This is a genomic window from Leptothoe sp. EHU-05/26/07-4 (assembly GCF_043421015.1).
GTDB lineage: Bacteria > Cyanobacteriota > Cyanobacteriia > Phormidesmidales > Phormidesmidaceae > Leptothoe > Leptothoe turfae.
Genome location: NZ_JAXSQV010000001.1, coordinates 182265 through 194703 on the forward strand (window position 1 = coordinate 182265; position 12439 = coordinate 194703).

A 12439-nucleotide genomic window follows, 5' to 3' on the forward strand; every position below is an offset into this window, starting at 1 on the left:
ATTATGTACGATACCGTATATATTAGCTCTTAGCAAAAACATTGGAGCAAAAGATTATGGTTGAGAAAAAGAAGGTCGGGATTTATATCTTCCCGCACGTGACGATGATGGATGCTTATGGACCCTTGCAGTTTTTCGCAATGGTTGATGAGTTTGAGACGTTTACGTTTTCCAAGACATCCGAACCCGTGATGTCGGATGCCGGTGCACTCTTGACCCCTCACTATGGGTTTGAGGATTGTCCCAAAATAGATGTTCTGGTTGTTGCCGGTGGTGGTAATGTATTGCCTCAGTTGAAAGACCAAGCGGTAATCGATTTCCTTCGGGAAGTAGGAGAACAGGCAGAATATGTCACCTCTGTCTGTACCGGAGGGTTAATCTTGGCAGAAGCTGGGCTCCTTGATGGACACCGAGCAGTAACCCATTGGACCTATGCAGAGCTGCTTGACAGCTACCCTAACGTCACACGAGTGGATGAACGGGTATGCATCTCCGGTAACCGGATTACTGGAGGCGGCATTACAGCGGGAATCGATTTCGCTATTTCAGTGATTGCCAATGTCGTTGGCGAGCCTGCTGCCCATGTCATTCAGTTACTGTTCGAGTACCGTCCAGCTCCACCTTTCAATTCTGGTGGACCAGAGACGGCACCTCAATTCGCCGTAGATACCGTTCGCGGCAAAGTGGCAGAAATTGCTTCTGATCTTTGGGAGCACGTCAATAGCAAGGAAAGGGTGGCATGATGAGTGGTTGCGTTAAAACCGTTATCGAGCAGCGCAATGCTGAAATGATGGAAGCGTTTGCTCGGCAAGATATCTCAGTATTAAAGGCGATGTATGCATCGGACGCCGTGTTGGTCTTTTCGAATGTTCCTAAGTTAACTGGACAGGCTGCGATCGGTAAGACATTCAACAGGATGTTTGAGGATGGTCTGAAAAAGTTGACTCTATCGACAGAATCTTTCCATGACTTTGGAGATTATGCGTTGGAATTTGGAGCATATTCTCTCGAAATTGATAACAGTGTCGTAACGGATACCGGTAATTATCAAGTCCTTTGGGGCTTTGGTGCGTGAATATTTTGGTAGACAGATCGGTCCTCTAGGATATCGATCTTAGGCTTCAATAGGATAGCTATCGGGCATTCCTAAGTGGGTGAACTGATTGAGAATAGAACATTCCAACAGTAATTCTGTCGTTTGATTTTCAATCCCTCGTGCAGACACCTCACCTGTGAACATAGTTTTGAGTCGATACATCATGGTTTCACTCAAAGACCGTCGATGATAGTTTATCTCTTCTTTCCAGGTAGACCGTCCCTGTTTGCGAATCGCTCGTAAGTTTTCATCTCGTGGATGCGGGGCCTGTTTGCGATTGCCATGAAACCAAATTTTGGCATCTTTGCGAGGGGGAATCGCTGCCGTTGCATCACGCTCATCAATGGCGTCATAGCAGTAGGTGCGGTCATACGCCCCATCGGCACTCACTTGGTCAATCTCATCGGGAATTTGGTCGAGGATGTCCGGGAGTATCTCGCCATCAGTGATGGCGTTCGAAGTCACTACGGCAGCCAGAATCTCTCCGGTTTGCTCATCGACACCCAAATGGAGTTTGAGCCAAGTGCGACGTTTGCTCACCCCATGCTGCCGGGTTTTCCATTCCCCGTCTCCGTACACTTTAATGCCCGTACTATCAACCACCACATGACGACTGCCAGAGGTCGGCTGAATCGGTAAATCAATCGGTAATGTCTGTTGACGACGTGACAATGTTGTATGCACCGGTAAGTCTACCGATACATCCATCAGTTCAAAGATAGACCCTGCAAAGCCAATGGTTTGACGTAAGGCCAGTCCATAGAGCACTTTGAAGGTCAAGAGTGTTTGGATGGCTAAATCGCTATAGTCTTTCGATGCCCCTGGTTTACCAGTCTTTTGAGTGTTTTTCCACTCGGCAATCACCTCATCACTGAGCCATAACGTCAGACTTCCTCGCTTTACCAGAGCAGCGTTATACTCAGACCAGTTGCGGAGTTTGTAGGTGCGTTTCATCGGTACCGTGTTTGTGTGGTAACTACACTTTACCGGCACCTACGGCTCCGCAACTTCTTTATTCACGCACCAAAGCCGTCCTTTGGCAAAAGGTCACAGGGACATGGTTGATGGTCCAGGATATGGTGAGCAGTTCTCAACCAAGCTTATAGTTACAGGCTGATTTCCGACAACAACCTGTTCGATGCTATATCCCATCACCTTCAAAGAGTGTCGATTGCTGTGCTATGGATAGCATCGTCAAATTAGTTGTCCGTCAAACAAAGTTAGCACCAAATGCTCTCTAACTACTCGACCACCTGGTTTAAGCGGTGATGAACATCTCGCCGCTTAAACCAGTCTAATGCTGCGAGCTAGCAATCCTTTGATCTTGATCTGCGTTTCTAGGAGTTCAAAAGCCTGCTAATCAAGGCTTTAATCCTGTCATATTCGAATACCCAGTAAAAAGTCATCAAATTTTTCTCATTAGCTTATGAATCTGTTGAAAGATCTCATTCAGTTTTGGAAAGCGATGGGCACGTTGCCTTGGACAATCCGAATATGGGCAATCCTCTATCCATTGCCACAAGTTCTCGGCGGCTTGTATTTCATTCGCGAAACACCTGGACTGGTGATTCTGCTCGGTCGGGTGTTGTCCTTTATTATTGGGAGTCAAGTTCATCGTCGCCGACCGTTCTCAAAACTCATCGGTCCCATCGGGCATGCGCATTGGCTGCTAATACTCCCTTACTTATTTCATCTACTCACGACACAAATGTTGGATAGAGGTTTGTACTGGTTTATCATGTATGTGTGTGTACTCACTATGGTGAGTGCGGCCATTGATATCCCTATTGCTGTGAGGTATTTTCAACGCGGTGACTCGTTCTACAAACGAGACTAGAAAAATAGCCGTTCCAGACTGCACCTAACAAGCCTGTTGGAGCGGATTATTGAAAGATTACTGCGTTGTCAAATACTGACAACCGCTCAACAGAAACGTTAGCTATCCTTTGCATATGCTTACAGTTCTAGACGAAGCAGAAATGTGGCAACTCCACGCCGTGGTTTACCAGGATGACCTTCGTCTGATTCTCACAGAGATGTTCGTTGGCGAACCTGATGATGAACAAACCGATCCCAATCCGACAGTTCAGAAGCTTCTCCAAGGTAGTCGCCCGGTAGAAGTCAAAGATGAGAGCAGGATGATGTTGGTGAGATTTCCGCAGTCAATAGCATGGCAAGTTGTTGATGAATCCTATACCTCCTGGGACGACTACGAAGAGCGTGATGATACAGGAGTGATTCAGGCTCTTTCTCGATCCAAGTATTTAGACTACGTCAATGCTAATCATGGTTGGTACAAAGACATTATCGGTTCTGCAAAGCATTATCGAGTTTGGACGGGAGATGAAGTGATCGATGTGGTATCTTGCGAAAAGCCTGTTGTGGAACTGTGGGAGCCGTAATCCTAAGAAACGGACGCAAATAATCGGTGTCGCCAGCAAGTAAAATGGTACAATAGGTTCGTAATTATGTAGGGGTCTGCTTTCTAACTACCCTGTGGAGAGGGACGCTCGACTCACGCTCACGGGTTGAGCTTTAAACAAATCTCTCACACCCCTGACCGTTCACCGTTAGCCGCACAGTTCCTGCACCTAGATCTACATCTCAACTGCGTTTCTAAGCTTTTGGCTGCTCCGCTTTTCAGTCTTGCGTTTCTATCGTTGAATTATTCGGTATAGCCACGATAAATCTTTAGGTTTCTATTGTTATGTGATTAGTGCTTGCTTTTAGTCAGTCTGCTATACTTCATAAGTGTCGGTTTAGTTCTGTGTTTTTACCACATATTGCACCTGACGCGTTGCATCCCCGACGGCGATGATCTTTTTTGCCTCTGCCGCGCAGATGAATGCAATAGTTATCAATATTCTCTAATCTTCTTTCCATAAAGCCTTGGCCGTTACTACAAGTTCAGGGACAACAGTAGACCTAATTTTGTTATCCCCGCGAAACTGTTGTGGCATACCAAATTCACCTGTCTCAGGGTCCATCGTGTAAACAGACACTGTAGATTGCTTCGGATGACCGATATACCGCATCCCCCCTAACGCGGCATAGTCAACGATCCAATACTCCTCAACACCAATAGATTCATACTCAGCCAGCTTAGTCAAATAGTCATCTCGCCAGTTTGTTGACACCACCTCAATCACTAATGGTGGAGCAATATAAGCCATCGCTGAGCTGGACAGCCCCTTCATCCGTTCCCATTCAGCCTTGGCAAAAACAACAATATCACCACGTCTGGCAGTGTCTCGTCCATTCCGAGAACCAATAGAGATTAACTTAGAACGCTTCGGTACAAAGGGTAAATTTTTCTCTAAACAATGCAGCCTGAGCAGATCACAAAGATTATCCGCCACATCCTCATGATTAGCAGTGGGATCGCTCATCGGCATCGGCTCACCCTCAATCAATTCATATAGACGATCATCACCGCTATCCCACACAAGAAAATCTTGCAATGACAATGGTGATGGCGGCGAGGATATTAAATCAATTGCTTGGGTCATACTGCATCACCAAATGCTGTCCAAATTCAAGACAAAGACTCTCAAGTCTACCGTTCTTATCGGCTTTCCACTTAGAGCCTTTAGGGTGTGCACCTATCTTAGACTATTAACATGATTGTGATGCTTATCCCCTTTTTCTAGCTCGCTAAATCCAAAACCTCACCCACCTTGCACTGCACAGGGTTCACAAAGGCCAAAGAATTCCAGGGTGTGATAGTAGATTGTGAATGAGCTGGAATGCTGAAGAGAAAACTCCAGACCCTTCAAAGGGCAGGTATTCAGAGGAAACGACTGTCCACAGCCCAAACAGGTCATATAGTGACGGTCCTGCTCCACCGCGTTGTAGAGTGTTTCCCCTGTCAGCGTTACCCGATGCTGCACCCTGCCCATGCGCTTTAGCGCATCCAGGGCTCGATATACCGTTGCCAAACCAATCCGCTGATGTTGCTTGATCAGCGTATATAGCGCCTGAGCCGAGATCGGTTCAGACTGTTGCCGCAGTAACTGGAGTACCGCTGTTTGAGCCCGAGTACAGTGAACCTGAGTCATGGAATTTTTAAGGATTATGATCGCGTCAATTTCGAAAAACTGATGTAATATACCTAGGAATGATAATCATTATCATAACGGGTTTCCATCTTATGTCATCCACATCTATGTCACCCACGTCAGCGCCCCTCCCCACCGCCACAGATGCTGTTAAAGCGATAGAGGAAGCTGCACCCGCTGATAATAATAGTGGCAGTACTGGCCAAGTGCATCGTCCCCGGCGTCTGCGTCGTACCGGAGCGCTGCGCCGTATGGTACGAGAAACGGTGCTAACCGCCGCTGATCTAATTTATCCTCTGTTTGTCATGGAAGGTGAGGGGCAGCAGGAGGCGGTACCGTCGATGCCCAACTGTTTTCGCTACTCCCTAGATCTATTGCTAGAGGAAGCAAAAACTGTTTGGGGGTTAGGCATTGGAGCCATTGCCCTGTTCCCGCTCATTCCCCATCATCAAAAAGATAACGCGGGTACCGAAAGCTATAACCCGGATGGTTTGATCCCTCGCGCCGTACGTGCCCTTAAGCAAGCGCTGCCGGAGCTGCTGGTGATTACCGATGTAGCCCTTGACCCCTACAGTAGCGAGGGCCATGACGGCATTGTGCAAAATGGTCAAATTCTTAACGATGAAACCGTGGCAGTTCTCGTCAAACAGGCCCTGGTACAGGCTGAGGCGGGGGCTGATTTTGTGGCCCCATCCGACATGATGGACGGTCGTGTGCGCGAAATTCGTCAGGCACTGGATGCTGCCGGTTGGATTAATGTTGGCATTCTTGCCTATTCCGCTAAATATGCATCGGCCTATTACGGTCCATTTCGCGATGCCCTGGATTCTGCCCCTAAGTTTGGCGACAAAAAGACCTATCAGATGGATGCCGCCAATGCGCGGGAAGCTCTGAAAGAGGTAGAGCTTGATATTAAGGAAGGGGCGGACATCGTCATGGTGAAACCGGCTCTGGCCTATTTGGATGTGATTTGCCGCATTAAACAAAACACAAATTTACCCATTGCTGCCTACAACGTCAGTGGTGAATACGCCATGGTCAAAGCGGCGGCGCAGCAAGGCTGGATTGATGAAAAAGCCGTCATGCTAGAAACCTTAACCAGTATGAAACGGGCGGGAGCCGACTTGATTTTGACCTATTTCGCCAAAGATGCTGCCCTAGCTTTACGTCCATAGCAAGATAAAGCTTAAAGAATTAATGTTGTTTTTGAAGAGAGAATAGTAATGTCTAGACTGAGTTTTCAACGGCAGGTACAACAGTTATCGATTATGGCGCTGGGGGCAATCGTTACCCTAGGTGGCTGCACGACTGCTCCTACGGACTCTACCAGCGAAGCAGACTCTTCGGCAGCGGCACCCGAAGATTCATTGCAGGTGGTTACAACATTTTTGCCCATAACCCAATTCACTAAAGCGGTAGCGGGCGATCGCGCCGAGGTGGTACAGTTGCTACCCACCAATGTGGGTCCCCATGATTTTCAGGCCAAACCCAGTGATATTCAGGCGGTTGCCAGTGCGGACGTGTTGGTGAAAAACGGTCTGGAAATGGAGTTCTTTTTAGATGACATGATCGAGAATGCGGAAAATTCCGATCTGGTCACCATCGACTCTAGCGAAGAGATTGCTGCGTTTGCTAGTGGCGAAGAAGGCCATGACGACCATGGCCATGAAGGCCACGACGATCACGATCATGGTGAGGAAAAGGCCCATGATGATCACGACCATGGTGAAGAAGGGCACGACGACCACGATCACGGTGAAGAGAAGGCTCATGATGATCATGCCGAAGCGAGCCATGACGACCATGGCCATGCTCACGCCCACGGTGAATTTGACCCCCACGTCTGGCTGGATCCCAAGCGAGCCATTGAACAGGTCGAAAATATTCGCGATGGTTTGATTGCCGCCGATCCAGAAGGGGAGGCTGAATACACGGCTAACGCGGCGGCATTTATTACTGAGCTGCAGGCATTGGATGCTGACATTACGGAAATGTTGTCCCCCTTTGCTGGACAAACATTTGTGGTATTTCATGATTTCGCCGCCTACTTTGCTAGCAGCTATGGACTGGAAGCTGAAGTTCTGGTAGGTCTTCCCGAAGAAAATCCATCTCCAGACGATGTCAAGCGTGTGGTGGATACAGTGCAGGCGGAAGGGTTAAAAACCATTATGACCGAGCCCCAGGCTGGAGAATCTTCCTTTAAGGCGATCGCACAGGATCTCTCCATTGGTGTAAGTGAGTTTGACCCTCTGGAAGTAGGTCCGACCGAGGCGATACAGCCAGACTACTATCTGACCATCATGCGTCAGAATGCTGAGAACCTGGCAGATAGCTTTGGGGCATCCACACAATCCTGGTATCCTTTCTGGACGCCTCAACCGGTAGCCGCAATCGGTTGGTGGCTTTAGTATGGAGAATGATTTTATGGGGCCAGGAGAGAACAGTTGAGCGATCCAGTCTTAGTCGTCAACGAGTTGACGGTTTACCGAGAGACCTATGCAGCGGTTCAGAATGTATCGTTTACAGTGCCAGCTGGCATGGATACCGCAATTGTGGGTCCCAACGGAGCCGGAAAGAGCACCCTAATTCAGGCCATACTGGGAATCTTGCCACGTCGGTCTGGAGAGGTGTTTGTCCTGGGGCAGCCGCTCTCTCCTAAAGGCAAATTGCCAGCTGAGGTGAGACAACAGGTTGCCTATCTGCCTCAAAACTTTCTGTTTGATCGCCGCATTCCCATTACAGTCAAAGAACTGATCGGTCTCGGGTGGGATCGTCTGGGCTTACAGCTGCCTTGGGCTGGTGGACGGGCGCGCCGTCATGCAGTGCAGCAGGCATTGACCCAGGTGGACGCCTGGCATTTGCGTTACAAGCTTGTGAGTGCGTTGTCGGGGGGAGAGCTAAAGCGGGTACTGCTGGCCTACTGTTTAGTGCGTCCCCGCCGTCTGCTGATTCTCGATGAGGCTCCCGCTGGTTTAGATGTGCGTAACGAATCGGAATTTTATCGGTTGCTGCACCAGCTTAAACAAGACCAGGGCTGGGCCATTTTGCAGATCTCCCATGATCTCGATATGGTACGTCGCAGTTGCGATCGCGTCCTCTGTCTAAATCGCACCCTGCTCTGCCAGGGAAAACCCGATCATTCTCTTACCCCAGAGAATCTCTCCCTGGCCTATGGCTCTGAGTTTGTTCGCTATCACCATTCTTGTTAATCTTGCTAGTTTTTCTGCCATGTCGATCCAGGCTGAATTTACCCGTGTGATAGAACTGTTTCAACTGCCCTTTATGCAACGGGCACTGATGGGCAGTGTTCTCACTGGTTTTATGGGCGGCTTAATGGGTAGCTTTACCGTTCTCCGACAGCTTTCTTTTTTTAGTGATACCCTGGGGCACTCAGCCCTGTTGGGTATTAGCATTGGGTTTTTGCTGGGTCTGGATCCTGGTTGGGTGTTGTTACCCTTTGCTGTTCTTTTTGCGTTGGGTGTGACCTATTTCCTGGAACGCACGCGTCTCTGGACCGATGCGCTGCTAAATATTGTTTACTCATCATCCTTGGCCATTGGCATTATCTTGCTGAGTTTTCGTGAGGACTACAAAGGCGGTATCACCCACCTGTTGTTTGGTGATATCCTGGCAATGCAAACCACTGACCTAATCTTTAGCGGCGTGCTGTTGGTGGTATGTGTCATATTTATGGGGCTAACGTTGCGATCGCAAATTCTCCTAACACTCCATGAATCCATGGCCATTGCTCGGGGCGTATCTGTGTCTGCCCAACGTACAGCGTTCATTGTGTTGTTATCTCTGGTGGTGGGTATTTCCATTAAGGCCATTGGTGTTTTGTTGATTAGTGCATTTGTCGTGATACCCGCTTGTGCGGCCCGTCTCCTTAGCCGCAACTTTGTTCAGTACATCCTGACCTCAGCAGGCTTAGGTGCGTTAGGGGCCGCTATTGGTATGATGGTTTCTGCCTTTTTCGATTTACCCTCGGGCCCCAGTATTGTCACCGTTCAACTCGCTATTTTTCTGTTGGCGATGCTCGCCCCCAACACCCGCAAGTTGGCCTTGTGAACATAATTAGCCCAGAGATATCGTTGGCTAACTCCAAAGGAGTTAGGGAATCCATCTTGTTGCTTCCGGAGTTTATTCCATGACAGCCTCCACACTCCCCTCAACCACTAAAAGAGGAATGCCCGTCACCATCATTACCGGATTTCTTGGCAGTGGTAAAACAACGCTTTTGAACCATATTCTAAGCAATAATAAAGACTTAAAAGTTGCCGTCCTCGTTAATGAATTTGGCGATATCAACATCGATAGTCAGCTGTTAGTGACAATGGATGAAGATATGGTTGAACTTAGCAATGGCTGCATTTGTTGCACCATTAACGATGACCTGGTAGACGCTGTCTATCGAGTCATGGAGCGGGATGACCGTGTTGACTATATGGTGATTGAGACCACAGGTGTGGCTGATCCGCTGCCTATTATTCTTACATTTCTGGGTACTGAACTACGCGACCTCACCCGTTTGGATTCCATCATCGCCATGGTAGATGCCGAAACCTTCACGCCCGATCATTTTGAGAGTGAAGCCGCCTTGAAACAAATCACCTACGCTGATGTTACAATTATGAACAAAGTTGATCTAGTTTCATCGGATCAGGTGAAGGCGTTAGAAGAGTATCTTCTTAGCATTAAAGAGGGGGCCAGGATTTTGCGTAGTCAGCAGGGTCAGGTACCCCTGCAGCTAATTTTAGATGTTGGCTATAACAATCCCGAAGACTATGCTGAGCTGGTGCAAGAAGAAATCGAGCAGACGGCACATGATCAGCATCACGGACACGGACATCATGGGCATGGGCACCATGGGCACGAGCATCATGGACACGAGCATCATCATCATGGGCACGAGCACCATGAACATCATCACCACCATTCTGCCCATCTTGAGAATGATGGATTTGTATCCATTGCGTTTGAGAGCGATCGTCCCTTCCATGTCAAAAAATTTGAACATTTTCTGCAAAACAAACTTTCACAAGATGTGTTTCGAGCCAAAGGAATTCTCTGGTTTGAGGAGAGTGACCTGCGCAACATTTTTCAGCTAAGCGGTCCTCGTTTTTCCATTAACGGGGAAGAATGGGACACGCCGCCTCGAAACCAGCTTATTTTTATCGGGCGACACCTCAATGGTGATGATATCCAGCAACAGCTGACGGCATGTCTTGCCTGATTTCTAAAACTCATCAGGTTAGCACCGGTGCTCGTCTGACGGGCAGTTGCCCCCCATTCGGCAATTGCTATATCCAGTCTTTCAGTCCTTGATTGAAGGGGGTTGATCGTTTTGCGATCGCTCGACATTTTGATAAATCCATCCAACAATTCACCCACTCGTTATTTATGACCTTATCCATTTCACCCGACGATATTCGTAGCCAGTTAATCAACACCGAAGCTAAAGCTCCTGTTTCAGACGAAGACATGCGACAAGCCGTAAGAACATTGCTTCTAGGCTTAGGAGAAGACCCCGACCGTGAAGGATTGCGAGACACACCAAAACGTGTGGTCAAAGCCCTCAAATTTTTAACCTCGGGTTATCATCAGTCCCTGGATGAACTGCTCAATGGAGCCGTTTTCCATGAAGACACCAATGAAATGGTACTGATACGCGATATTGATTTGTTCAGTTCTTGTGAGCATCATATCTTGCCGATTTTAGGCCGTGCCCATGTTGCCTATATTCCCAATGGCAAGGTAATTGGCCTGTCGAAAATTGCCCGCATTTGTGAAATGTATGCACGACGGTTGCAGGTGCAAGAACGACTGACTCAGCAAATTGCCAATGCCCTCCAGGGTCTTTTACAACCCCAGGGTGTGGCAGTTGTTGTCGAGGCGTCTCACATGTGTATGGTAATGCGCGGGGTGCAAAAGCCAGGTTCCTGGACTGTTACCAGTTCGATGCAAGGGGTGTTTGCGGATGATGCTCGCACACGTCAGGAGTTTATGGACCTGATTCGTCACAACCCATCGTTCCATTAGGAAATTTTCACCCAAAAGTTTACTCACTCACCGGGAGATAAGCATCACGCTTATCTCCTTTTCTGTCATTTATCTATCTAATACAAGTTTAGAAAACACAGGTGTTATTCAGCCATTACCCGAGAGCCTAACCGATGGCCCTGCATTAAACCCTAATGCCTATTTTTGCGATCGCTTCCGCCTGAATCTATCCCCCGATATCTGCAACGACTGATACGATCTTTTAACCAATATTACTGAAAGCTTCTAGAATAGTACAAATAAACTATTCACCAAGAGAGCTGACTAATGATCCAACCAATTCTGACCAGGACAGCCTTAGAGGCCTCACAACAGTTTATTGAACAAAAAGGACGGCCATTAGAAATTGCCAGATTCCACCATGCCTTTAACGGAGCATCAGCCGACTCAGTAGTTGCCGCACTGAAGGAATTCCAGAATCCAGATGGCGGTTTTGGTCATGGACTAGAACCTGACTTGCGCACAAATGATAGCTCGGCACTTTGCACATCCATTGCCTTTCAAGTACTTCGCTCAATTAACGGTACCTCAGATCATGAGGTCGTCTCAGTTGCGATCGCCTATCTACTAAAGACCTTAGACCAAAAAGAATGGCACTGGCCGATTATCCCTAAATCCGCTCAGCAGAGTCCCCATGCTCCTTGGTGGGAACAGTCAGACGATGAAGAAACATCGGAGTTATTCTCTCTTAACCCGACCGCTGAGATACTGGGATATCTGTATGACTATCAACATCTTGTCCCAGAGACTATTATCTCTCAGGTGTCGGAGCGGGTCATGGGTGCATTATCAAATACAGAGCAGATGGGCATGCATGACCTGTTGTGTTGTCTACGTTTGATGAAGACAAAAACACTACCCGATGAATTCCGGGAACAGATTCGTCAAGTTGTGGCCCAGCAGATTGATGGGACCATTGAAAAGAATTCAGCGGCTTGGGAAGGCTATTGTCTACGGCCATTGCAAGTGATAGATGCGCCTGATTCTCCTTTTATGGCTGGAATGGAAGAAGCCGTAACGGCAAATTTAGCCTACGAGATTTCTACTCAAGGTGAAGAGGGTGCTTGGTTACCCACCTGGTCTTGGGGAGATATGTTCCCTGATGCATGGCAACAGGCGCGTCAGGATTGGAGCGGTGTGATTACGGTTGAAACACTGCTGGTCTTGAAACGATTTGGATGTCTTGAAGGTGTTTCATGACCAGACTAACGATATAGCAATCGAA

The 12439-nt window shown here is 48.1% G+C and carries 14 protein-coding genes; 11 read left to right on the forward strand and 3 right to left on the reverse strand.

Annotated elements, in window-relative coordinates; genetic code table 11:
• Positions 1-56: 56 nt before the first annotated feature.
• Both U2F10_RS00900 and U2F10_RS00905 read left to right on the forward strand, forming a co-directional pair.
• Positions 57-743 (forward strand): DJ-1/PfpI family protein, encoded by a 687-nt coding sequence (locus tag U2F10_RS00900; protein ID WP_163659531.1) that lies wholly within the window; start codon positions 57-59, stop codon positions 741-743.
• Positions 740-1075 (forward strand): YybH family protein, encoded by a 336-nt coding sequence (locus U2F10_RS00905; protein WP_499870214.1) that lies wholly within the window; start codon positions 740-742, stop codon positions 1073-1075. The genes U2F10_RS00900 and U2F10_RS00905 overlap by 4 nt, the downstream gene beginning before the upstream one ends.
• 39 nt (positions 1076-1114) lie before the next feature.
• Here the strand turns inward: U2F10_RS00905 and U2F10_RS00910 are convergent, their stop codons facing one another.
• Positions 1115-2050, reverse strand: coding sequence for an IS5 family transposase (locus U2F10_RS00910; protein WP_499870216.1), 936 nt, complete (start codon positions 2048-2050; stop codon positions 1115-1117).
• 520 nt (positions 2051-2570) lie between these two features.
• On the opposite strand from U2F10_RS00910, the gene U2F10_RS00915 reads away from it, so the two are divergent.
• Together U2F10_RS00915 and U2F10_RS00920 are read left to right on the forward strand one after the other, a co-directional pair.
• On the forward strand, positions 2571-2933 hold the full coding sequence (locus U2F10_RS00915; protein ID WP_499870217.1) for a hypothetical protein: 363 nt from the start codon (positions 2571-2573) through the stop codon (positions 2931-2933).
• A gap of 115 nt (positions 2934-3048) precedes the next feature.
• Positions 3049-3498 (forward strand): hypothetical protein, encoded by a 450-nt coding sequence (locus tag U2F10_RS00920; RefSeq protein WP_499061513.1) that lies wholly within the window; start codon positions 3049-3051, stop codon positions 3496-3498.
• A gap of 465 nt (positions 3499-3963) precedes the next feature.
• Here the strand turns inward: U2F10_RS00920 and U2F10_RS00925 are convergent, their stop codons facing one another.
• Together U2F10_RS00925 and U2F10_RS00930 are read right to left on the reverse strand one after the other, a co-directional pair.
• On the reverse strand, positions 3964-4605 hold the full coding sequence (locus tag U2F10_RS00925; protein WP_499870218.1) for a Uma2 family endonuclease: 642 nt from the start codon (positions 4603-4605) through the stop codon (positions 3964-3966).
• Between the two features lie 159 nt (positions 4606-4764).
• Positions 4765-5154, reverse strand: coding sequence for a Fur family transcriptional regulator (locus tag U2F10_RS00930; protein WP_490795112.1), 390 nt, complete (start codon positions 5152-5154; stop codon positions 4765-4767).
• Positions 5155-5246: 92 nt separating this feature from the next.
• Here U2F10_RS00930 and hemB point away from each other — a divergent pair, with 92 nt between their 5' ends.
• From hemB to U2F10_RS00965, 7 genes are all read left to right on the forward strand, one after another.
• Entirely contained in the window at positions 5247-6329 is a 1083-nt protein-coding gene (gene hemB, locus U2F10_RS00935) for a porphobilinogen synthase (protein ID WP_499061515.1), read from the forward strand.
• 48 nt (positions 6330-6377) lie between these two features.
• Positions 6378-7562, forward strand: coding sequence for a metal ABC transporter solute-binding protein, Zn/Mn family (locus tag U2F10_RS00940; protein ID WP_163659523.1), 1185 nt, complete (start codon positions 6378-6380; stop codon positions 7560-7562).
• A 36-nt stretch (positions 7563-7598) separates the two neighbouring features.
• Complete coding sequence (locus U2F10_RS00945) at positions 7599-8363, forward strand: metal ABC transporter ATP-binding protein (protein ID WP_163659521.1); 765 nt, start codon at positions 7599-7601, stop codon at positions 8361-8363.
• A gap of 19 nt (positions 8364-8382) precedes the next feature.
• Positions 8383-9222: a metal ABC transporter permease gene (locus U2F10_RS00950; protein WP_163661633.1), complete on the forward strand. Its 840-nt coding sequence runs from the start codon at positions 8383-8385 to the stop codon at positions 9220-9222.
• A gap of 79 nt (positions 9223-9301) precedes the next feature.
• A complete protein-coding gene (locus U2F10_RS00955) occupies positions 9302-10387 on the forward strand; it encodes a CobW family GTP-binding protein (RefSeq protein WP_163659519.1) in 1086 nt (361 codons plus the stop codon).
• A gap of 167 nt (positions 10388-10554) precedes the next feature.
• Positions 10555-11193 (forward strand): GTP cyclohydrolase I FolE, encoded by a 639-nt coding sequence (folE, locus tag U2F10_RS00960; RefSeq protein ID WP_163659517.1) that lies wholly within the window; start codon positions 10555-10557, stop codon positions 11191-11193.
• 288 nt (positions 11194-11481) lie between these two features.
• The gene (locus U2F10_RS00965; protein WP_163659515.1) at positions 11482-12414 is read left to right on the forward strand and encodes a hypothetical protein; all 933 of its coding nucleotides are present in this window, start codon (positions 11482-11484) and stop codon (positions 12412-12414) included.
• Positions 12415-12439: the final 25 nt, after the last annotated feature.